Source organism: Rhodoferax sp. SPJ21 (assembly GCF_058216335.1).
Genome location: NZ_JBYZMO010000002.1, coordinates 514814 through 535401, shown reverse-complemented (window position 1 = coordinate 535401; position 20588 = coordinate 514814). Strand labels below are relative to the sequence as shown.

At 64.0% G+C, this 20588-nt stretch carries 19 protein-coding genes; 12 read left to right on the top strand and 7 right to left on the bottom strand.

Features of this window, described 5'->3' with window-relative positions; translation table 11 throughout:
- Nucleotides 1-50 precede the first annotated feature (50 nt).
- Nucleotides 51-1505 (top strand): PglL family O-oligosaccharyltransferase, encoded by a 1455-nt coding sequence (locus AC4BBN_RS10295; RefSeq protein ID WP_490591890.1) that lies wholly within the window; start codon nucleotides 51-53, stop codon nucleotides 1503-1505.
- Between the two features lie 13 nt (nucleotides 1506-1518).
- On the opposite strand, the gene AC4BBN_RS10290 is transcribed toward AC4BBN_RS10295, so the two are convergent.
- Together AC4BBN_RS10290 and moaC are read right to left on the bottom strand one after the other, a co-directional pair.
- Nucleotides 1519-2601 carry an adenylate/guanylate cyclase domain-containing protein gene (locus AC4BBN_RS10290; RefSeq protein WP_490591889.1) on the bottom strand — a complete coding sequence of 361 codons (1083 nt, stop codon included), beginning with the start codon at nucleotides 2599-2601 and terminating at the stop codon, nucleotides 1519-1521.
- Between the two features lie 54 nt (nucleotides 2602-2655).
- A complete protein-coding gene (gene moaC, locus AC4BBN_RS10285; RefSeq protein ID WP_490591888.1) occupies nucleotides 2656-3150 on the bottom strand; it encodes a cyclic pyranopterin monophosphate synthase MoaC in 495 nt (164 codons plus the stop codon).
- A 56-nt stretch (nucleotides 3151-3206) separates the two neighbouring features.
- Between moaC and tfpZ the strand changes: the two genes are divergently transcribed.
- Together tfpZ and AC4BBN_RS10275 are read left to right on the top strand one after the other, a co-directional pair.
- Nucleotides 3207-3965 (top strand): TfpX/TfpZ family type IV pilin accessory protein, encoded by a 759-nt coding sequence (tfpZ, locus tag AC4BBN_RS10280; RefSeq protein WP_490591887.1) that lies wholly within the window; start codon nucleotides 3207-3209, stop codon nucleotides 3963-3965.
- Nucleotides 3966-4039: 74 nt separating this feature from the next.
- On the top strand, nucleotides 4040-5524 hold the full coding sequence (locus AC4BBN_RS10275) for a M48 family metalloprotease (protein ID WP_490591886.1): 1485 nt from the start codon (nucleotides 4040-4042) through the stop codon (nucleotides 5522-5524).
- A 27-nt stretch (nucleotides 5525-5551) separates the two neighbouring features.
- Here the strand turns inward: AC4BBN_RS10275 and AC4BBN_RS10270 are convergent, their stop codons facing one another.
- Nucleotides 5552-5887, bottom strand: a complete 336-nt coding sequence (locus AC4BBN_RS10270) for a phage holin family protein (RefSeq protein ID WP_490591885.1) — start codon at nucleotides 5885-5887, stop codon at nucleotides 5552-5554.
- Nucleotides 5888-5920: 33 nt separating this feature from the next.
- Complete coding sequence (locus AC4BBN_RS10265) at nucleotides 5921-6616, bottom strand: TerC family protein (RefSeq protein WP_490591884.1); 696 nt, start codon at nucleotides 6614-6616, stop codon at nucleotides 5921-5923.
- 381 nt (nucleotides 6617-6997) lie between these two features.
- Here AC4BBN_RS10265 and AC4BBN_RS10260 point away from each other — a divergent pair, with 381 nt between their 5' ends.
- Nucleotides 6998-7423 (top strand): DUF3717 domain-containing protein, encoded by a 426-nt coding sequence (locus tag AC4BBN_RS10260; RefSeq protein ID WP_490591883.1) that lies wholly within the window; start codon nucleotides 6998-7000, stop codon nucleotides 7421-7423.
- Nucleotides 7424-7470: 47 nt separating this feature from the next.
- Here the strand turns inward: AC4BBN_RS10260 and AC4BBN_RS10255 are convergent, their stop codons facing one another.
- Together AC4BBN_RS10255 and purB are read right to left on the bottom strand one after the other, a co-directional pair.
- On the bottom strand, nucleotides 7471-8031 hold the full coding sequence (locus AC4BBN_RS10255) for a YaeQ family protein (RefSeq protein WP_490591882.1): 561 nt from the start codon (nucleotides 8029-8031) through the stop codon (nucleotides 7471-7473).
- Between the two features lie 207 nt (nucleotides 8032-8238).
- On the bottom strand, nucleotides 8239-9642 hold the full coding sequence (purB, locus tag AC4BBN_RS10250; protein WP_490591881.1) for an adenylosuccinate lyase: 1404 nt from the start codon (nucleotides 9640-9642) through the stop codon (nucleotides 8239-8241).
- A gap of 120 nt (nucleotides 9643-9762) precedes the next feature.
- Between purB and AC4BBN_RS10245 the strand changes: the two genes are divergently transcribed.
- The 8 genes from AC4BBN_RS10245 (at nucleotide 9763) to AC4BBN_RS10210 (ending at nucleotide 17795) form a co-directional block, all read left to right on the top strand.
- Nucleotides 9763-10377, top strand: coding sequence for a glutathione S-transferase C-terminal domain-containing protein (locus tag AC4BBN_RS10245; protein WP_490591880.1), 615 nt, complete (start codon nucleotides 9763-9765; stop codon nucleotides 10375-10377).
- A 167-nt stretch (nucleotides 10378-10544) separates the two neighbouring features.
- Entirely contained in the window at nucleotides 10545-11678 is a 1134-nt protein-coding gene (metX, locus tag AC4BBN_RS10240; protein WP_490591879.1) for a homoserine O-succinyltransferase MetX, read from the top strand.
- Nucleotides 11675-12259: a methionine biosynthesis protein MetW gene (gene metW, locus AC4BBN_RS10235; RefSeq protein WP_490591878.1), complete on the top strand. Its 585-nt coding sequence runs from the start codon at nucleotides 11675-11677 to the stop codon at nucleotides 12257-12259. Before metX ends, metW begins: the two co-directional genes overlap by 4 nt.
- Nucleotides 12260-12336: 77 nt before the next feature.
- Nucleotides 12337-13230, top strand: a complete 894-nt coding sequence (locus AC4BBN_RS10230) for a phosphoribosylaminoimidazolesuccinocarboxamide synthase (RefSeq protein WP_490591877.1) — start codon at nucleotides 12337-12339, stop codon at nucleotides 13228-13230.
- A 13-nt stretch (nucleotides 13231-13243) separates the two neighbouring features.
- A complete protein-coding gene (gene bioA / locus AC4BBN_RS10225; RefSeq protein WP_490591876.1) occupies nucleotides 13244-14605 on the top strand; it encodes an adenosylmethionine--8-amino-7-oxononanoate transaminase in 1362 nt (453 codons plus the stop codon).
- Nucleotides 14571-15815, top strand: a complete 1245-nt coding sequence (gene bioF / locus AC4BBN_RS10220; protein WP_490591875.1) for an 8-amino-7-oxononanoate synthase — start codon at nucleotides 14571-14573, stop codon at nucleotides 15813-15815. Before bioA ends, bioF begins: the two co-directional genes overlap by 35 nt.
- A 64-nt stretch (nucleotides 15816-15879) precedes the next feature.
- On the top strand, nucleotides 15880-16572 hold the full coding sequence (bioD, locus tag AC4BBN_RS10215) for a dethiobiotin synthase (RefSeq protein ID WP_490592853.1): 693 nt from the start codon (nucleotides 15880-15882) through the stop codon (nucleotides 16570-16572).
- Nucleotides 16569-17795, top strand: coding sequence for a cytochrome P450 (locus AC4BBN_RS10210; RefSeq protein WP_490591874.1), 1227 nt, complete (start codon nucleotides 16569-16571; stop codon nucleotides 17793-17795). Before bioD ends, AC4BBN_RS10210 begins: the two co-directional genes overlap by 4 nt.
- Before the next feature lie 122 nt (nucleotides 17796-17917).
- On the opposite strand, the gene gyrB is transcribed toward AC4BBN_RS10210, so the two are convergent.
- A complete protein-coding gene (gyrB, locus tag AC4BBN_RS10205) occupies nucleotides 17918-20533 on the bottom strand; it encodes a DNA topoisomerase (ATP-hydrolyzing) subunit B (protein WP_490591873.1) in 2616 nt (871 codons plus the stop codon).
- Nucleotides 20534-20588: the final 55 nt, after the last annotated feature.

Sequence of the window (20588 nt, the reverse complement as noted above, 5' to 3'; positions counted from 1 at the left end):
TAATGCGCGATACGACTACATCGAGAGCAGTAGCTTGGGCGATCACTGCGATGTTCGCTCTCCCCTGGCTCAACCCCTTCGCCCCCGGCCCCACTTCCGCCGTAGTGCCCTGGCTCACCGCCTGCTGCGTGCTGGCTTTGGTGCTGGGTCTGCAAGCCATCAGACCTGTCGGTAATGTGTGGCCACGGGTTGCTGCCAGCACTTGGCTGCTGGCAGGCGCACTCAGTAGCGCCATCGGCCTGGTCCAGTACTTTGGCCTGAGTGCGCAACTGACGCCTTGGGTGAATGCCACCCCGCTGGGCGAGGCGTTTGGCAATTTGCGGCAGCGCAACCAGTACGCCAGTTTGACCAACATCGCTTTTACTGCCTTGCTGTGGTGGGTGGTGCAGGCCAAGCCAGTGGCGGGCGCTGCTTGGCTGCGCGGGGTGCAACTAGGGCTGGCGGTATTGCTGGCGGCGGGGAACGCGGTGTCGTCTTCTCGTACGGGCATGTTCCAGATGGTGGTGTTGCTGGCCTTGGTGCTGATGTGGGGAGGCTGGCGCCGGGCCGATCTGCGGCGGATCGCGCTGGCCTACGTGCTGGCCTATGTGGCGGCGTTGATGCTGTTGCCGGTGCTGATCGGCCTGGACCCCTGGTCCAGCGGCGCTTGGGCGCGCTTGCAGGCGGGGGATGCGGTGTGCTCCAGCCGGTTGACGCTGTGGCACAACGTGTTGACCCTGATTGCCCAGCACCCCTGGGGCGGCTGGGGTTGGGGTGGGCTGAACTACGCGCACTACATCACTCTGTTTGATGGCCCGCGCTTTTGCGACATTCTGGACAACGCGCATAACCTGCCTTTGCACTTGGCGGTGGAGCTGGGCATCCCTGCAGCGCTGCTGGCGTGCGGCCTGTTGTTGTATTGGGTGCTGCGGTCGAAGCCCTGGGCAGAGACGGATGCCACACGCCAGCTGGCCTGGTCGGTACTGGCGGTGATTGGCTTGCACAGTCTTCTGGAATACCCGCTGTGGTATGGGCCGTTCCAAACGGCGGCCGGCCTGTGCGTGCTGTTGCTCTGGCGAGGCCCGTCGTTGTTTGAAAGAAATCGGGCTCTGGCGCAGGTAATCTGTGCGCTTTTAGCTACTGTATTGATAGCAATATGCAGCTATGTGGCCTGGGATTACCACCGTATCAGCCAGATCTATTTGTCGCCCGATGACCGTGATCCGGCCTACCGCATGGACACCCTGGACAAGCTGCATGCGAGCTGGATGTTTCACGACCAAGTAGAGTTTGCCGAGCTTTCGATCACTCCGCTGACTTTGGCCAACGCGCCAGAGCAGTACCGCATGGCCTTGGAGATGCTGCACTTTTCGCCCGAGCGGCGCGTCATAGAGCGGGTGATAGACGCCGCCTTGCTGCTGGGGCGGGACCGGGATGCGGTCTTCCATCTGGCGCGCTACCAGGCGGCTTTCCCGGAGGGCTACGCCGAATGGGTGGTTACACACCGGGCGCCGTCGCCGCTCTAGCGCTGGGCCCAGGCTAGTCGGTGTTGAGCTCCACAATGCCGTCCACAAACTCTTTGATGGCCTGCTGCGCCTTGCTGTCGATGGACGTGAACTCCACCGGGCATTTGTAGGCGCCCTGCACCTCGGTTACGCGCAGTACCTTGGCGTAGATATCGGTCAGCTCGCCGCTGAGCAGCGATAGCGACAGCGCCATCTTGATATCGTCGAACGGCAGCAGGGGCACCGGGCTAAGGACAAACATCCCGCCATAGCCCAGGTCCACGATGCGGCCCGCGTGCTGCCGGGGCATGACGGACTTGCCGTCCAGCACCTGGAAGGCCAGGGGCATGTCCACCTCGACCCGTGGGCTAGCCCGCACTTCGCGCCGTGGTGTGGTTAGCGGGTGGCTGCCGCGCAGGGCCAGCAGCTCGACCATGCGCACGCTGCCTTTTTTGCCTTTGACTTGCACCTCGTTGATCTCGCCGACGTCGATGTAGTCCTTGGCCAGCTGATAGGTGCTTTCGCTGAGCAGGATTTGCCCGCGCAGGCTGTGTGATTCGACCCGGGACGCGAGGTTGACCTGGTCGCCGATGACGGTGTATTCGGTGTACAGCTTTGATCCCAGGTGGCCCACCACCACGTCGCCGGTGTTGATGCCAATGCCCATGTACAGCGGGCTCATGCACAGGTGCTGGTTCTGTGCGTTGATATCGTCCATCGCCAATTGCATCTCGATGGCGCAGGCCAGCGCTGCTTCGATGGGATTGTCCAGCGCCTTGGGCGCGCCGAACAGCACCATGATGCCGTCGCCCATGAATTTGTCTATGCTGCCGCCGTGGCGCAGGATGATGTGGGTCATGCGTTCCAGGTAGCGGTTCAGCGCGGTCACCATGTCCATGGCGCTGCAGGCTTCCGCCATGGCGGTGAAGCCACGCAGGTCGGACAGCAGAATCGTCACCTGCCGGGTTTCGCTGTCTATAGCGTGGGCTGCGGCTTGGTCAATCGCCTCGTGGACGGCCTGCAGGCGTGCGGCATCGCCTTGTGAAGATAGGGGATTGCCGGGGTCGAAGATCTCGACCAATCTGGCGGCAAGCTGTTTCCGGTCGACGTGCCACATTGCGACTCCCTCGGTTCAGCGATAGGCCAGAATAGCAGAGCCAGGCCCCGCCATTCAATCCTGGGCGGTGGGCGCATCCGCCCGGTAGCTGCCAGACTTGCCGCCATCCTTTTGCAGGACCCGTACGCCCTCGATCACCATACCGCGGTCTACCGCCTTGCACATGTCGTAGATGGTCAGCAGCGCGACCTGGACTGCGCACAGCGCCTCCATTTCCACACCAGTAGGCCCCACGGTTTCCACGGTGGCACGGCATTCAACGGATGGTGGCTGGGCATGGCACACAAAGTCCACGGCCACCCGGGTCAGCGCCAGCGGATGGCATAGGGGCACCAGGTCACTGGTCTTCTTGGCGGCCTGGATGCCGGCGATGCGGGCGATGCCCAGCACATCGCCCTTTTTGGCGTTGCCGCCCTCGATCAGCGCCAGCGTGGCGGGCTGCATGGCGATACGCCCGTTGGCCACGGCTGTGCGGTGGGTATGGGCCTTGGCAGCCACATCGACCATATGGGCCTGGCCGTGCGCATCAAAATGTGTCAAAGAAGGCATGCCCGGCCTCCGCTACGATTTACAAAGTGTTCACTCATTTCGCGGATCATACGGCCATGCTTTATTGGAAAGATCGTTTCAGGGCTTCAGCCATCCATCTGGCTCTTTGCTTATGCGTCGCGTTGCTGGCGGGCTTGCTGGTGCTGGGTGTGTGGTACCCCTACCCGTACCGCGAGATCTCTGGCGGGCGTGAGCTGTTCATGTTGGTGGTGGCAGTGGACGTGGTGCTGGGCCCGTTGCTGACATTTGCCATCTTCACACGCAGCAAACCCTGGCGCGTGCTGCGGCGGGACTTGGCCGTTATCGCCCTGTTCCAGCTGGCAGGCCTGGGCTATGGCCTGTGGACGGTGTACCTGGCGCGGCCGGTGCACCTGGTGTTTGATATCAGCCGCTTCCAGGTGGTACATGCGGTGGATGTGCCTGGGGTGCTGCTGGACAAAACGCCCCCTGGCATCCGTGCCTTGCCGCTGGACGGGCCCAGCCTGCTGTCGGTGCGCCCCTTCAAGGACAACAACGAGAAAATCGATGTCACCCTGGCCGCCATGAGCGGAGTGGACGAGGCGGCACGGCCCGACCTTTGGCAAAGTTATGCGGCCGGCCAGGCGGGCGTGCTGAAATTTGGCAAACCGACTGCGGAGCTCAAGGCGCGCTTTCCCGACCAGGCCGCCGCCATCGACCAGGTGCTGGCCGCCGCCGGGCATACTGAGCAGAGCACGCTCTACCTGCAGTTGGTGGGGCGCAAAAGTTTCTGGACTGTATTTGTCGATGCCCGTACCGCCGAGGTGGTGGCCTTTCTGCCGCTGGATTCATTTTGAAAATATACAGACAAAATAGGTCGCTGGCGCAGGTATTACGTGCGCCAGTAGCTCATCTTTTGATAGCGTCTCATATGATGCTGGCATGGCCTGCTGCGGCCCAGGCGCAGGGCGTTGGGGGCTCCCAATTGCCCAGCCTGGGCGACGGCAGCAGCATGAGCACCAGTGCCGAGCGGCGCCTGGGCGAGCGCATCGCCCGCGAGCTGTACCGCGACCCCGACTACATCGACGACCCGGTGCTGGTCGAATACGTGCAAAGCATCTGGCAACCCCTGCTGGACGCGGCCCGCCAGCGCGGCGAGCTGACCGACGAGATGGACCAGCGCTACGCCTGGGAAATCTTGATGGGTGCCGACCGCACCATCAACGCCTTTGCCCTGCCCGGCGGCTACCTGGGCCTGCACCTGGGCCTGGTGGGTGTTGTCACCAGCCCGGACGAGCTGGCATCGGTGCTGGGGCATGAGCTCAGCCATGTCACCCAGCGGCATATCTCCCGCATGATGGAATCCCAGGGGCGCACCACGCCCTGGTTGATCGGTGCGATGATTCTGGGCGCTCTGGCGGCCAGCAAAAGCCCGGACGCAGCCAATGCCGTCATCGTCGGCGGGCAGGCGGCTGCGGTGCAGAACCAGCTGAACTTCTCGCGCGACATGGAGCGCGAGGCCGACCGCATAGGCTACGGCGTGATGACCCAGGCAGGTTTCGACCCGCTGGGCTTTGTCAGCATGTTCGAGAAGCTGCAGCAGGCCTCGCGCCTGAGCGACAACGGCTCTTTTCCCTATTTGCGCACCCACCCGCTGACCACCGAGCGCATCGCCGACATGCAGTCGCGCCAGGCTCTGGATGCCCGCCCGGCACCGCGCCCGCCCAGCGCCGTCCATTCCATGATGGCCGCCCGCGCCCGGGTGCTGGGCAGCCCTGGCGTGGATTTGCTGCGCGCCTGGGTCGGCGAAGCGAAGATGCTGCGCCCCACCGGCCCGGCCATGGACACCCGCGCCGCTGCCGTGCTGTATGCGGGCACTTTGGCGGCCCTGCGCCAGCGCGACTTTGTGCAGGCACGCAGCCTGGCGGTAAGGCTGCAGGCCCTGGTGGCACCCGAGCCCGCCGCTGCGCGCCTGGCGCGCTTGCTGGCAGCTGAAATCGAATGGAATGCGGGTGATGCAGCGGCCACGGCGGCCTTGCTGGACCTGCAGGCACCGGGCCGACCCGAACTGCTGCTGGGCTCCCAAGTGCGCACCCGCATGGGCCAGGCGCCCGAGGCCATTGCCCGGCTGCAGCCCTGGGTGGCTTTGCATCCGCGCGATGGCACGGCCTGGCAGTTGTTGGCGTCGGCCTACAACGCCCAGGGACAGACCCTGCGCGCCGTCCGTGCCGAAGCCGAGATGCAGGTGGCCCGGCTGGACTACAACGGCGCGCTGGACCGCTTCCGTGCGGCGCAGGACATGGTGCGCCGTCCGCCGCCGGGCAGCGGGCCGGTGGATGACATCGAGGCGTCCATCATTGACACCCGCACCCGCCAAGTCCAGGCGCACCTGAAAGAGTTGGCGCAGGAAAAATAAGCCTGCGCGGCGGGGTGGTTTGGAAGCTTAGGAGATTGCGGCGTCGATCACGATACCCAGCGCCGAGTACAGCAGCGAGCCGATCAAGGCCGCTGTGAAGCCTGTCACGTGGAAGCCCACCAGCAGGCCGGAGGCCGACCAGAACATCAGCGCGTTCACCACGAACAGGAACAGCCCCAGCGTAAGGATGGTGACCGGCAGGGTCAACACCACCAGCACCGGGCGCAGCACCGTGTTCAGCAGGCCGATCACCAGCGAGGCGATCAGCGCGGCCGTGAAGCTTTGCACTTGTACGCCGCTGTACAAATGGGCCACCAGAAGCAAGGCGACTGCGCTCAGCAGCCATTTGAGTAGAAGTTTCATGGGCCCAAGGATACGCCGATTGGCGCGTCGGCTTTAAGTCGCCGGCTGGGCTTTACGCCGGGCGCTCCAGGTGCCGGTGGCCAGCACGCCAGCGATGGCAATGGCGTACAGGCCCCAGTGCGCTGCGGTGCTCCAGGGCGCGGCCGGGCCGAACACCGATGCCAGCAGGGACTCTCCCACAATCATCTTGGCCGCCGTGAAGGCCAGCACGGCAGCACCCAGCTGGATGATGACGGGGAAGCGTTCCACCAGCTTCAGCACTACCGTACTGCCCAGCACCACGATAGGCACGCTGACCAGCAGGCCGATGATCACCAGGTCGAACGCACCATGCGCGGCGCCGGCTACGCCCAGCACGTTGTCAATGCCCATCAGCGCATCGGCAACGAGGATGGTTTTCATCGCACCCCAGAAGGTGGTGACAGCCGGGCCGTCGTGGCCGCCATCGTCACCTTGGTCGGCCAGCAGCTTGTAGGCAATCCACAGCAGGCCCAGGCCGCCGACCAGCATCAGGCCAGGGATCTTCAGCAGCCAGACTACGCCGATGGTCATGGCCGAACGCACGATGATGGCGCCAACCGTGCCCCAGAGAATCGCCTTTTTTTGCAGATGTTGGGGCAGACTGCGTGCGGCCAGCGCGATCACGATGGCGTTGTCCCCCGCAAGCACCAGGTCAATCAGGATGATGGCCAGCAGGGCGGACCACCAAGGGGCTGATAAAAATTCCATAAAAACACTCCATTGCCGTAACTATCACGTTGGGTCAGCGCAAACGGAAGATCAGGTGTGGACGGAGTGAATAGCCGCCAAGCACGCTTCGATCCCCGCCATTGCCGGTGGGTCTCGAAGGTCTTGCTCGGCACAGGTCCTGGGACCATGCCCCACGCGCCGGATGCCGCAAGGGCAACGTGTTGACGACGGGTGGATACCCAGGCATTGCGCCATGGGCGGGAGCTACTCCCCTTCAGCCCCCAATTAGATCACAGCAAAGGTGTAAGCCGCAGATGTATTTCTTGAGTATCGCGCGAGGATATAAGGGCAAGAAATCGGGGCTATGATCCACCCCCCTTACGTTGCGACTCCCCGCAACAGCTGCAGCCCCCATTCCCCATGGCCGGAATCCACATCACTGACATCGAAGCCGCCATCAATTATTGGCGGGCCCGCAAGCCGTCACCCGACGGCGTGACCCTGTGCGCCGAACTGCGCGCGTTGGCCGAGGTGTATGCGCTGATGGTGTACCACCACGAGGACGAGGCAGACGAAGCCTCGATGCCGTCCAAGGCCTATGACGCCTGGTTGGGCTGGTACGAGACCACGCCCGATACGCCTTGCATCGCCATCTGCTCCACCTTCCAGGGCGACGCCCTGTGCAAGGGCTGTGGCCGCACGTTTGAAGAGGTCCAGCTTTGGCCCGCCATGGGCCCGGCCGATAAGCGTGTCACCTGGCGCCGCATCACCCTGGAAGGTGATTCCTGGCGCTTCAACCGCTACGCCGAGCGCGCCGCCGAAGGGCGCATTCCTGCTATTGATTAAATAGCTGCTAGCGCAGGTTCTATATGCGCTAGCGGCTTAAAAGGCCGTTACTTCCAGCGGACGCATTCCACATCGACGCTGCCCAGGTTGCTGCTCAATGTCAGCGCACCTTCTTGTACCGTGGCTTGCAGCTGCATGCTGCGTTCCGCCAGGCTGGCCAGGGCTTGAGAGGCTTCGGTGGGCACGCGCCAGACCTGCAGGTTCTGCGGACGCGACAGCTTGGATTCCATGCCGCGCCACCAGATGTCCGCCGAGGAGCTGAACGGGTACAGCAGCACCTGGTCGGACTTGCCGCAGGCCTTGATCAAGGGCTTGTCCTCGGGTTGGCCCACTTCAATCCACAGCCGCGTCTGGCCGGTGAAATCGCGCAGGCTGACATCCGGGTCGTCCGGGTTGCTGAGTCCCGCACCAAAGGCCAGCACGCCGTCACCCTTGCACACGCTGTTGAGCTGGTAGGCGTTCAGCGCCAGCGCCACCAGGCGCACCATCATGCGTTCATCGGTCTCGCTGGGGTGGCGCGCCAGGGTCAGCGCGTGGTCGGCGTAGTAGTTGTGGTCAATGTCGGCAATCTGCAGATTGGCTTTAAAGATCGTGGACTTGAGAGCCATGCTGATTACTATTTTTTTTGTAGCTGCTAGCGCAGATAGCATGTGCGCTGGCAACCTATTTCATTAAAAGCTGTAACTACCCACCACCCAACGCTGGGCACCATGGCACCGAGGCCAGGAACCCGTGGAACCGGCTCCGCCGGGCCACTGGGTTCGCCCCCTGCAAGGGGGTTGGCGGAAACACGAAGTGTGTAGCCTGGGGGTGTGCTAAGCCCTGCGTGCCAGATCGGCGGCGATGCCGATGTACGAGCCTGGTGTCATGGCCAGCAGGCGTTGCTTTTCGGCTTCGGGGATCTCCAGCGAGGCGATCAGGCCGTGCAGCGCCTCGGCGGTCACGGTCTTGCCACGGGTGACTTCCTTGAGCTTTTCGTAGGCGCCTTGCACGCCAAAGCGGCGCATCACCGTCTGAATCGGCTCGGCCAGCACTTCCCAGGACGTATCCAGGTCCACGGCCAGGGCTTCTTCGTTGAGTTCCAGCTTGTTCAGGCCGGTCATCAGCGATTGGTAGGCCAGCGCGGCATAGCCCACGGCCACGCCCATATTGCGCAGCACGGTGGAGTCGGTCAGGTCGCGCTGCATGCGGCTGATGGGCAGCTTTTCGCTCAGGTGGCGCAGCATGGCATTGGCCAGGCCCAGGTTGCCTTCGGCGTTTTCGAAGTCGATCGGGTTGACTTTGTGCGGCATGGTGCTGGAGCCGATTTCGCCAGCCTTCAGGCGCTGCTTGAAGTAACCCAGGCTCACATAGCTCCACACGTCGCGCGACCAGTCGATCAGGATGGTGTTGGCGCGGGCGATGGCGTCGAACAGCTCGGCCATGTAGTCGTGCGGCTCGATCTGGATGCTGTAGGGCTGGAAGGTCAGGCCCAGACCCCAAGGGTTGATGCCGGTGTCGGGACCGTGTTCGGGGGTTTCGATGACCTTGCGGCTGAAGGCTTCCCAGTCAAAGTCGGGCCAGGCGGACAAGTGCGCGTTGTAGTTGCCTACGGCGCCGTTCATCTTGGCCATTAGCGGTACATCGGCGATTTTTTCGCGGGCCTTGCTCAGGCGTACCAGCACGTTGGCGACTTCCTTGCCCACGGTGGTGGGGCTGGCGGTCTGGCCGTGGGTGCGGCTGAGCATGGGCACGGCGGCAAAGGCGTGGGCCATTTCGCGCAGCTTGGCGATCAGCGCGTCCAGGCCGGGCAGCAGCACCTGGCTGCGCGCGCCCTTGAGCTGCAGTGCGTGGCTGGTGTTGTTGATGTCTTCGCTGGTGCAGGCAAAGTGCACGAACTCGCTGGCGTGTTCCAGCTCGGGCCGGGCTTCGAACTTGGACTTGATCCAGTATTCCACCGCCTTGACGTCGTGGTTGGTGGTCTTTTCGATCTCTTTGATGGCCTTGCCATCGGTCTCGCTGAAGTTCTTCACCAGATTCAGCAAGTAGGTGCGTGCACCGGGGGTTAGCGGCTTGAATTCGGCAAACCCAGCATCGCTCAGGGCGATAAACCAGGCCACTTCGACCTGGACGCGGCGTTGCATATAGCCCAGTTCGCTCATTAAAGGGCGCAGGGCGGCGAGTTTGGCGGCGTAGCGGCCATCCAGTGGCGACAGAGCCGAAATGGTGGATAAAGTCATAAGCGAATTGTAGGTGCCACGCCACGCCCGGTCGCCAGACCGCTGTTGCGCGGGGGTGAATCGATAGAATGGGCCTCAACCAAGCCGCCTGTTCCAGGCCATGTCTCTGTTCTATTGCCCATGAAACTTATTGGATCTCTCAGCAGCCCCTACGTACGCAAAGTGCGCGTGGTGATGGCTGAAAAAAAACTTGATTACCAGTTTGTGCTGGACGACGTCTGGACTGCCGGTAGCCAGGTGGGGGAGTCCAACCCCCTGGGCAAGGTGCCCTGTCTGGTGATGGAAGCCGGCGAAGCCATTTTTGACTCGCGCGTCATCGTGGAATACCTGGACACGCTGTCACCTGTGGGCAAATTGATTCCCGCGCAAAGTCGCGAACGTGTAGAGGTCAAGACCTGGGAGGCCCTGGCCGACGGCGTCTGCGATGCCGGCGTGCTGGCCCGTATGGAGTCCACCTGGGTGGAGCGCTCGGACGGGCAGCGTAGCCAGGCCTGGATAGATCGCCAAATGGCCAAGGTGGAGTCAGGGCTGAAAGCCATGTCGCGCGGCCTGGGTGACAAGGCGTTCTGCAGCGGCATCCATTTCAGCCTGTCGGACATCGCCGTGGGCTGTGCCCTGGGCTGGCTGGATTTCCGTTTTCCAGACCTTAACTGGCGCGCCAACCACCCCAACCTGGCGAAGCTGCAAGATAAGCTGGTGCAGCGCCAGAGCTTTGTGGATACCAAGCCGCAGTAATTCCTGCAGCTTGTCCGGTAGCAGCCCCGGTTGCTATACTTCCACCCAGCGCCAATTTGCTCCAGCTTGCGGGCGCTTTATAAATACAGCTAAAGACGGACCGCTCCTGTACCAGCCCGGCCTCGTTTTTAGCGTTGCCGGGTTTTTTTATTTCCGTATCTTTCCGTATGGGAGCGCGCTTGATCGCTACACCTCAGTCCGCACATTTTCCAGACAACCTGCGCTTGCAGGGTGGTGGGTCCATCCGTGCCTACGATCTGGCTTTTGAAACCTATGGCACGTTGAACGCCGACAAGTCGAACGCCGTGCTGGTCTGCCACGCGCTGAACGCTTCGCATCACGTGGCCGGCGTGTACGCCAACCAGCCCAAGTCGGCCGGGTGGTGGGACAACATGGTGGGCCCGGGCAAGCCGCTGGACACCGATCGCTTTTTCGTCATCGGCGTGAACAACCTGGGCTCCTGCTTCGGCTCCACCGGGCCTATGCATGTGAACCCGGACAGCGGCCAGGTGTACGGCGCCGACTTCCCGGTGGTCACGGTGGAAGATTGGGTCAACGCCCAGGCCCGGCTGCTGGACCAACTGGGCATCCAGACCCTGGCCGCCGTCATGGGCGGCAGCCTGGGCGGCATGCAGGCTCTGGGCTGGACGCTACAGTATCCAGAGCGGGTGCGGCATGCGGTGGTGATTGCCAGTGCCCCCAATCTGACGGCAGAGAACATCGCCTTCAACGAAGTGGCGCGCCGCGCCATCGTCACCGACCCCGACTTCCACGGCGGCCACTTCTACCAGCACGGCGTGGTGCCGCAGCGCGGACTGCGCATCGCCCGCATGATCGGCCACATCACCTACCTCAGCGACGACGTGATGAACACCAAGTTTGGCCGTCAGCTGATTGATGAGGGTTACCGCTACAGCACGCAGGACGCGGAATTCCAGATCGAAAGCTATCTGCGATACCAGGGCGACAAGTTCAGCGAATACTTTGACGCCAACACCTACCTGCTGATCACCCGTGCGCTGGACTACTTTGACCCGGCGCGGCATTTCGGCGGCAGCCTGACTGCTGCTTTCGCCCGGGTGCAGGCCAAGTTCCTGCTGGTCAGCTTCACCACCGACTGGCGCTTTTCGCCCCAGCGCAGCCGCGAAATGGTCAAGGCCCTGCTGGACAACCGCCGCACCGTCAGCTATGCCGAGATCGATGCGCCGCACGGTCACGATGCCTTTTTGCTCGACGATGCCCGCTATATGGCGACAGTACGGGCCTACTTTGACCGCGTTGCACAGGAGTTGACTGTATGAGCGCGCACACCATGATGGAATCCATCGCCCGCCTGGTGCCCCAGGGTTCCCGCGTGCTCGACCTGGGCTGCGGCGACGGCGCCCTGCTGGCGCATCTGCAGGCCACCCGTGGCTGCAGTGGCTACGGCATTGAAATCGACGACGCCAAGCTGTTGACCTGCGTACAGCGCGGTGTGAACGTGATCCAGCTGAACCTGGACGAGGGGCTGGCCATGTTCGACGACGCCTCGTTCGACGTGGTGCTACAGATCGACACCCTCCAGCATCTGCGCAATGCCGAGGTCATGCTGCGTGAGACGGCCCGTGTGGGCCGCATGGGCGTGCTGGCCTTCCCCAACTTTGCGCACTGGCCGAACCGCATGAGCATTCTGCGCGGCCACATGCCAGTGACCAAGCGCCTGCCCTACCAGTGGTACGACACGCCGAATATCCGTGTTGGCACCTTCAAGGACTTCGAGGCGCTGGCCGAGAAGAACGACCTGCACATCCTGGACGCCTTTGGCCTGCAGGAAGGCCGCGAAGTGCGCGTCTGGCCGAACGCGTTCGCCGGCACGGCAGTGTTCAAGTTCCAGCGCGGATAGGCCCCGATGGGGCACACCGTCCGCAGAGTTTTACACTCCAGGGTTGGCCCGCCTTATTTCCTTTTGAGAATGCCCCGATGACCACAGTCCACACATCTTCCATCCATAGTCTGCCCCTGCTGGCGCGCGGCAAAGTGCGCGATAACTACGCCGTGGGCACGGACCGCATCCTGATGGTGGCCAGTGACCGCCTGAGCGCTTTTGACGTGATCATGGGCGAGCCCATCCCGGGAAAAGGCATTTTGCTGACGCAAATGGCATTGTTCTGGTTCGAACGGTTGGGCCACATATGCCCCAACCATCTGACCGGTGACGCCCCCGAGAGCGTGGTCCAGCCCGACGAAATCGCCCAGGTCACGGGCCGCTCCATGCTGGTCAAGCGCCTCAAACCCATTCCGGTCGAAGCCGTGGTGCGCGGCTACCTGGCCGGCAGCGGCTGGAAGGAATACCAGGAGAACAGCGCTGTCTGCGGCGTCGTGCTGCCCGCCGGCCTGCAAAACGCCTCCAAGCTGCCCGTACCCATCTACACGCCGGCTGCCAAGGCCGCGGTGGGCGACCATGACGAGAACATCACCTTCGACAAGACCGTGGAAATGATCGGCCTGGACCTGGCCACCCGCATCCGCGACCTGAGCATCCAGATCTATAGCGCCGCTGCTGAGATTGCTCTGGCCAAGGGCGTGATCATTGCCGACACCAAGTTTGAGTTTGGCCTGGACACCGACGGCACGCTGGTGTTGATGGACGAGGTGCTGACGCCCGACTCCTCGCGTTTCTGGCCCGTCGAAGGCTATGTAGAAGGCAGCAACCCGCCCAGCTACGACAAGCAGTTCGTGCGCGACTGGCTGGAGCAGGTGCAGATCGACGGCAAGCCCTGGAACAAGACCCCGCCAGCACCCCGCGTGCCGCAAGAGGTCATCGCCAAGACCGCCGCCAAGTACCAGGAAGCGCTGCAACGCCTCACGGCCTGAGCCCCCGCCCCTTATGGCTACTCTTGCAGCGCGCAGCCTGGCACATATTTGGCACCCCTGTACCCAGATGCAGCGTGCGGCCCAGGTGCCGCCGCTGGCCATCAGCCACGGCCAGGGCGTGTGGCTGTATGACGAAGACGGCAAGCGCTACTTTGACGCCGTCAGTTCCTGGTGGGTCAATCTGTTTGGCCATGCCGATGCGCGCATCAACGCCGCCCTGAAAGACCAGCTGGACCGCTTGCCGCACGTGATGCTGGCCGGCTGCACCCACGCCCCGGCGGTGGAGCTGGCCGAGCGTCTGTCCGCGCTCACTGGCGGCGTGCTGGGCCACTGCTTCTTCGCCAGCGATGGCGCGTCTGCCGTGGAAATCGCTTTGAAGATGGCCTTCCACCACTGGCGCAACCGGGGGCTCACCGACAAACGCGAATTCGTCTGCCTGCGCCAGGGCTACCATGGCGAAACCCTGGGCGCGCTGGCCGTGACCGACGTGCAAATCTTCCGCGACGCCTACGACCCGTTGCTGATGCAGTCGCACCAGGTGATGTCGCCCGACGCCCGCCAAGCCTTGCCCGGCGAATCCGCTGCCGACGTGGCCCGCCGCGCCGCCGCCGAGCTGCAGGCCTTGCTGGAAGCGCGCAGCGGCCACATCGCCGCGCTGATACTGGAGCCGCTGGTGCAGGGCGCCGCCGGCATGGCCATGTACCACCCGGCCTATCTGCAGGCGGCACGTGCGCTGTGCGACCAGCACCAGGTGCTGCTGATTGCAGATGAGATCGCCGTCGGCTGCGGCCGCACCGGCAGCTTCTTCGCCTGTGAACACGCCGGCATCTGGCCCGATCTGCTGTGCCTGTCCAAAGGCATCAGCGGTGGCTATCTGCCCCTGTCGCTGGTGCTGTCGCGCGACAGCGTGTACCAGGCCTTTCTGGACGACGACGTGGCGCGCGGCTTTCTGCACTCGCATTCCTACACCGGCAACGCCCTGGCCTGCCGCGCCGCGCTGGCCGTGCTGGACCGCTTCGAGCATGACGACGTGCTGGCCCGCAACCGCCAGCAGGCCGCAGGCCTGAGCGCTGCGCTGGCGCCCCTGCAGGCCGACCCGCGTGTGGAGAACTTCCGCCATGTCGGCATGATTTGGGCCTTTGACGTGAAAGAGCCGTTGGTGGGCGCACGCTTTCCCGAGCGCTTCCACTTGGCCGGCCGCGCCCGCGAGCTGCTGATACGCCCCATAGGCCGCACCGTCTATTTGCTGCCGCCGTATTTGCTGGACGACACGCTGTCGCCCTGGCTGGCCCGGCAAGTCCTGGCCACGCTGGACGATGTGCTGAACCAAACACCTGAAGATGCTGCTAGACCACCTGAACCGCCAACTGCGTGACCGTACGGCACAAAGCCTGACGCGCACGCGCCGCACCGCCGAGACGCCCTGCGCGCCGCAGCAACGCGTCGCTGCGGGCTTGGGCGTGGAAAGCCAGCCGGCCCGCGACATGCTGGCCTTTGCCAGCAACGACTACCTGGGCCTGGCCCAGCACCCGGTGCTGATCGACGCCCTGGCCGAAGGCGCCCGCCGCTATGGCGCGGGCAGCGGGGCTTCGCACCTGGTCAGCGGCCATTCCCGCGCGCACGCCCAGCTGGAAGCTGAGCTGGCCAACTGGCTGGCGCCCCATATTCCCCAGGCGCAGGCCTTGTACTTTTGCACCGGCTACATGGCAAATGTGGCTCTGGTGCAGGCGCTATCTGCGCAGAGTGCTACGATTTTTGCAGACAAGCTGAACCATGCCTCGCTGGTGGATGGCGCGCTGCTGTCCAAAGCCCCATTCCAGCGCTACGCCCACCGCAACCTGACGGTGCTAGAGCGCCAGCTGGCCGCCTGCGACACACCCATCAAGCTCATCGTGACCGATGCCGTATTCAGCATGGACGGCGACCTGGCTGACCTGCCCGCCATGCTGGCCCTGGCCGAGCAATATGACGCCTGGCTGGTGGTGGACGATGCGCATGGCTTTGGAGTGCTCGGCGCGCAGGGCAGGGGCAGCCTGGCCCACTTCGGTTTGCGCAGCGAGCGCCTGATCTACATGGGCACGCTGGGCAAGGCGGTGGGCGCTGGCGGCGCTTTCGTGGCCGCCCACCCCACCATCGTCGAGTGGCTGGTGCAGACCGCCCGCCCGTACATCTACACCACCGCCGCGCCGCCCGCCATTGCGCACGCCGTCAGCGCCAGCCTGGCCTTGATCGCTGGCGCAGAAGGCGAGCAGCGCCGCGCCCAGCTGCAGCAGCGCGTGGCCCAATTGCGCACGGGCCTGGCGGTATTGATTGCGGCCTACCCGGCCGCCGGCTGGCAGCTGGCCGATTCGGCCACCGCCATCCAACCCCTGGTGGTGGGCGACAACGCTGCCACCATGGCCTTGTCCGCTGCGCTGGACGCACAGGGCCTGTGGGTGCCAGCCATCCGCCCACCCACCGTGCCTGTAGGCACCGCCCGCCTGCGCATCACCCTCAGTGCCGCCCATAGCGCCGCCGACGTACAGCGCCTGCTGGACGGCCTGGCGCTGGCTGCCAAAGACTTGTATGACAGAACCTCTGACTGAATCTATTCCCGCACCCGAGGCCGCCACTGAGCCCGTATTCCTGCGCGACCGCCAGGGCCACTCCATGCGCGGCTGCTTTGTCACTGGCACCGACACCGAAATCGGCAAAACCAGCATCAGCGCGGCCCTGCTGCACTGGTGCACCCAGCAGGGCTGGCGCAGCGCCGGCCTGAAGCCCGTGGCCGCCGGTGTAGACGGCCGGGGCGTGAACGAAGACGTGCGCGCCCTGCGCGACGCCAGCTCGCTGCTGCTCAGCCATGCCGAGGTGGGCCCGCTGCAGTTCCGCGCCGCCTGCGCGCCGCAAATCGCCGCTGCGCTGGAAGGGCACACCATCGATTCGCAAACCCTGGTAGACCATGCCCAGACCCTGGCCGAGCGCGCCGACGTACTGGTGGTGGAGGGCGTGGGCGGCTTCTGCGTACCCCTGGGGCCGGACTTCGATACCGCCGACCTGGCCCAGGCTCTACATCTGCCCGTGGTGCTGGTGGTGGGCCTGCGGCTGGGCTGCATCAACCACGCGCTGCTGACGGCCGAGGCCATCCGCGCGCGCGGCCTCACGTTAGCCGGCTGGGTCGCCAACACGCTGGACCCCGGCATGGAACACATATCGGGCAACCTGGACACGCTGCGCCACGAATTCATGCGCCGCTACCAGGCGCCCTGCCTGGGCCTGGTGCCGCGCCTTGCCGAACCCAGCCCGGCCGCCGTGGCCATGTACCTGGACGCCGAAGCCCTGCGCTCCGTGTTCGCCCTATGAGTTTGGTGACGACTCGGGAGCCCTGCGCGCCCTTTGTGGACGCAGCCTTCTACGCCAACCCCTACCCGGCCTACCAGGCCCTGCGTGAGGCCGCCCCCCTGCACTGGAGCACCGAGTTCTTCGGCGGCGCCTGGCTGCTGACCCGCCACGCCGATGTGGAGCAGGTGCTGCGCGACCCGCGCTTCTCCGCCCAGCGCACCGGCGGCTGGGTCACCGACCGCGAGCAAGAGAAAGGCGAGCTGGCCGGCTTCCAGCAGCTGTTCGCCCGGGCCATGTTGTTCCTGGATGCGCCCGACCACACCCGCATCCGCAAGGTGCTGAACGCCGGCTTCAAGCCCGAGGCCATCCAAGCCCTGGTGCCGCATATTGAACAGACCGTGGTCGAATTGCTGGACGCGGTCGCAGACCAACCCAGCTTCGATTTCATGCAGGCCGTGGCCCGCCCGCTGCCGGTACGCGTCATCGCCAAGATGATGGGCATAGACGATGCGGCCAATGCCGACTTCGTCACCTGGTCCGACGACCTGGCCGTCTTCATCGGCGCCCCGCTGGCCACCCACGCCCAGGCCCGCCGCGCCCAGGCCAGCCTGCTGGCCATGGGGCGTTATTTTGAAACCCTGGTGGCCCAGCGCCGCCAGAGCCCGGGCGACGATCTGGTCAGCCGCCTGCTGCAGGCTGAAGATGCAGGCGACATCCACAGCCACGCCGAGCTGCTGGCCCAGTGCGCCATGCTGCTGTTCGCCGGGCATGAAACCACGCGCAACCTGCTGGGCAACGGCTTGCACGCCTTGCTCAGCCACCCCGACCAATGGCAACAGCTGCAACAGAACCCCAGCTTGTTACCCGGCGCCGTGCGCGAGCTGCTCCGCTTCGACAGCCCCGTGCAATACACAGGCCGCCGCGTCGCCGCCGACATGGAGCTACACGGCCAGCAGCTGCGCCGTGGCGACCTGGTCGTCCCCCTGATAGGCGCCGCCAACCGCGACCCGGCGCGGCATGCCGCGCCTGACCGGCTAGACGTGACGGGGCGCGACGGCGGCTCCGTCTCCTTCGGCTCCGGCCCGCACGTCTGCATAGGCGCCATGCTGACGCGGGTGGAGGCGGAAATTACTTTCCGGCTGGTGCTGCAGCGCTTCCCAGGCTTGCGCCTGGGCGCAGAGACGGTGCAATGGGTGGCTAATCCGGCTTATCGGGGGCTAGCAGGGTTACCGTTGTACCTCTGAAATTCAGCGCTACGGAGTTGAAAGCCGAGCATTGAAAGTTCTTGATCCAAAGTAGGAGAGCCATAAGTTTCTCAACATATGGCTCTCAAATTCTCAGCTTATGGGTCTAGCTGCAACAGCTCTTAGACGTCAATATTCCCCGCCCGCAGCGCATTGGTCTCAATGAATTCCCGCCGCGGCTCGACTTCGTCGCCCATAAGCATGGTGAACACACGGTCGGCTTCGATGGCGTCGTCGATTTGTACGCGCAGCAGCCGGCGTACGGTGGGGTCCATGGTGGTTTCCCACAGCTGCTCGGGGTTCATTTCGCCCAAGCCTTTGTAGCGCTGGCGGCTGGTGGTACGTTCGGCCTCAGAAATGAGCCAGGCCATGGCCTGACGGAAGTCGCCAACTTTTTCTTCCTTCTGGCGTTCGCCTTCGCCGCGCTGCACTTTGGCACCTTCGGACAGCAGGCCGCGGAAGGTGTTGGCGGCTTCGGCCAGGGCGGCGTAGTCGGCGCCGTGCACGAAGTCCTGGGTGAGCACGCTGCTCTTGATGTTGCCGTGGTGGCGGCGGCTGATGCGCAGGATGGGCTTGTCGGTGCGCACATCGAATTCGCCGGCCACTTCGGCGCCGCTGCCCAGCTCCAGCAGGCGCTTTTGCAGCGCAGCAGCAGAGACTTCTGCATCGGCCACGGTGTCCAGGTTCAGGGCCACGCCGTCGGCAATAGCGCGCAGGGCCTCTGCGTCCATGAAGGCTTGCAGACGGGCGATGACGGCTTCAGCGACCTGGTGTTTGCGCGCCAGCTCGGCCAGGGCGTCACCGGTCAGGGTGCTGCCACTCTCGCCACCGGTGTAGACCGAGGCGTTGACCAGGGCGATGCGCAGCAGGAAGCCATCCAGCGCGCTGGCGTCCTTCAGGTACAGCTCTTCCTTACCGGCCTTGACCTTGTACAGCGGCGGCTGGGCAATGTAGATGTGGCCACGTTCGACCAGCTCGGGCATTTGGCGGTAGAAGAATGTCAGCAGCAGGGTGCGGATGTGGGCGCCGTCAACGTCGGCGTCGGTCATGATGATGATGCGGTGGTAGCGCAGCTTGGCGACGTTGAAGTCGTCGTTGCCGGTGGTGCCGCCGGCCTTGCCGATGCCGGTGCCCAGGGCGGTGATCAGCGTCAGAATTTCGTTGCTGGTCAGCAGCTTTTCGTAGCGGGCTTTTTCCACGTTCAATATCTTGCCGCGCAGGGGCAGGATGGCCTGGAACTTACGGTCGCGGCCTTGCTTGGCGGAGCCGCCGGCGGAGTCACCCTCGACGATGTAGATTTCGCAGCCAGCGGGGTCTTTTTCCTGGCAGTCGGCCAGCTTGCCAGGCAGGCCCATGCCGTCCAGCACGCCCTTGCGGCGCGTCATGTCTCGGGCCTTGCGGGCGGCTTCGCGGGCACGGGCGGCTTCGATGATCTTGCCTACGATGATCTTGGCATCGGCCGGGCGTTCTTGCAGGTAGTCGTACAGCAGCTTGCTGACGATGTCTTCCACCGGGCCGCGCACTTCGCTGGAGACCAGCTTGTCCTTGGTCTGGCTGCTGAATTTGGGCTCGGGCACTTTCACGCTGAGCACGCAGCACAGACCTTCGCGCATGTCGTCGCCGGTGACTTCGACCTTGGCTTTTTTAGCGACCTCGGTGTCGTCAATGTACTTGTTGATGATGCGGGTCATGGCCGCGCGCAGACCGGTCAAATGGGTGCCGCCGTCGCGCTGCGGGATGTTGTTGGTGAAGCACAGCACTTGCTCGTTGTAGCCGCTGTTCCACTGCATCGCCACTTCCACGCCGATGTTGGTGCCCTGGTCGCTTTGGCGGTCGCCCATGGCGTGGAAGATGTTGGGGTTCAACACCGACTTGCCCTTGTTGATGAAGTTGACGAAGCCTTGCACGCCACCGGCGCCGGAGAAGTCGTCTTCCTTGCCGCTGCGCTCGTCCTTCAGGCGGATCTTCACGCCGTTGTTCAGGAAGCTGAGTTCGCGCAGGCGCTTGCTCAGGATTTCGTAGTGGAAATCGTTGTTCTCTTTAAAGATCTCGGTGTCGGGCAGGAAGTGCACCTCGGTGCCGCGCTTCTCGGTGTCGCCGATGACTTGCATGGGCGAGACTTCAACGCCGTCCACGGTGTCCAGCAGGCGGTTTTGCACAAAGCCTTTGCTGAACTCCATCACATGGATCTTGCCGTCGCGGCGGATGGTCAGGCGCAGCATCTTGGACAGCGCGTTCACGCAGCTCACGCCCACGCCGTGCAGGCCGCCAGACACTTTGTAGCTGTTCTGGTTGAACTTGCCGCCGGCGTGCAGCTCGGTCAGGGCGATTTCAGCGGCCGAGCGTTTGGGCTCGTGCTTGTCGTCCATCTTGATGCCGGTCGGAATGCCCCGGCCGTTATCGACCACGCTGATCGAGTTGTCAGAGTGGATGGTGACCAAAATGTCGTCGCAATGGCCCGCCAGTGATTCGTCGATGGAGTTGTCCACCACCTCGAACACCAGATGGTGCAGGCCGGTGCCGTCAGACGTATCGCCGATGTACATGCCCGGGCGCTTGCGCACCGCTTCCAGGCCTTCCAGGATCTGGATCGAACCTTCGCCGTAGGCTTCGGTGGCGCCGGCCTGGTTGGTGTCGATCGTTGGCTGGAAGTTGGAGCTAGAAGCCGTGCTGTCGCCGGTATTCACGGCATCCATAGCATCGGTAGCAGCGGGGACGGGCTTGTTTTCTTCGGTCATGGCGTACTGTGCGTGTCGGGAGGAATGCTCCCCCAGATGCCGCAATATTTATAAG

What these genes read in the sequence shown, in the direction of transcription:
- AC4BBN_RS10295 (WP_490591890.1), top strand. Translation starts at nt 51, where the DNA reads ATGTTCGCTCTCCCCTGGCTCAACCCCTTCGCCCCCGGCCCCACTTCC.
- AC4BBN_RS10290 (WP_490591889.1), bottom strand. Translation starts at nt 2,601, where the DNA reads ATGTGGCACGTCGACCGGAAACAGCTTGCCGCCAGATTGGTCGAGATC.
- moaC (WP_490591888.1), bottom strand. Translation starts at nt 3,150, where the DNA reads ATGCCTTCTTTGACACATTTTGATGCGCACGGCCAGGCCCATATGGTC.
- tfpZ (WP_490591887.1), top strand. Translation starts at nt 3,207, where the DNA reads ATGCTTTATTGGAAAGATCGTTTCAGGGCTTCAGCCATCCATCTGGCT.
- AC4BBN_RS10275 (WP_490591886.1), top strand. Translation starts at nt 4,040, where the DNA reads ATGATGCTGGCATGGCCTGCTGCGGCCCAGGCGCAGGGCGTTGGGGGC.
- AC4BBN_RS10270 (WP_490591885.1), bottom strand. Translation starts at nt 5,887, where the DNA reads ATGAAACTTCTACTCAAATGGCTGCTGAGCGCAGTCGCCTTGCTTCTG.
- AC4BBN_RS10265 (WP_490591884.1), bottom strand. Translation starts at nt 6,616, where the DNA reads ATGGAATTTTTATCAGCCCCTTGGTGGTCCGCCCTGCTGGCCATCATC.
- AC4BBN_RS10260 (WP_490591883.1), top strand. Translation starts at nt 6,998, where the DNA reads ATGGCCGGAATCCACATCACTGACATCGAAGCCGCCATCAATTATTGG.
- AC4BBN_RS10255 (WP_490591882.1), bottom strand. Translation starts at nt 8,031, where the DNA reads ATGGCTCTCAAGTCCACGATCTTTAAAGCCAATCTGCAGATTGCCGAC.
- purB (WP_490591881.1), bottom strand. Translation starts at nt 9,642, where the DNA reads ATGACTTTATCCACCATTTCGGCTCTGTCGCCACTGGATGGCCGCTAC.
- AC4BBN_RS10245 (WP_490591880.1), top strand. Translation starts at nt 9,763, where the DNA reads ATGAAACTTATTGGATCTCTCAGCAGCCCCTACGTACGCAAAGTGCGC.
- metX (WP_490591879.1), top strand. Translation starts at nt 10,545, where the DNA reads ATGGGAGCGCGCTTGATCGCTACACCTCAGTCCGCACATTTTCCAGAC.
- metW (WP_490591878.1), top strand. Translation starts at nt 11,675, where the DNA reads ATGAGCGCGCACACCATGATGGAATCCATCGCCCGCCTGGTGCCCCAG.
- AC4BBN_RS10230 (WP_490591877.1), top strand. Translation starts at nt 12,337, where the DNA reads ATGACCACAGTCCACACATCTTCCATCCATAGTCTGCCCCTGCTGGCG.
- bioA (WP_490591876.1), top strand. Translation starts at nt 13,244, where the DNA reads ATGGCTACTCTTGCAGCGCGCAGCCTGGCACATATTTGGCACCCCTGT.
- bioF (WP_490591875.1), top strand. Translation starts at nt 14,571, where the DNA reads ATGCTGCTAGACCACCTGAACCGCCAACTGCGTGACCGTACGGCACAA.
- bioD (WP_490592853.1), top strand. Translation starts at nt 15,880, where the DNA reads ATGCGCGGCTGCTTTGTCACTGGCACCGACACCGAAATCGGCAAAACC.
- AC4BBN_RS10210 (WP_490591874.1), top strand. Translation starts at nt 16,569, where the DNA reads ATGAGTTTGGTGACGACTCGGGAGCCCTGCGCGCCCTTTGTGGACGCA.
- gyrB (WP_490591873.1), bottom strand. Translation starts at nt 20,533, where the DNA reads ATGACCGAAGAAAACAAGCCCGTCCCCGCTGCTACCGATGCTATGGAT.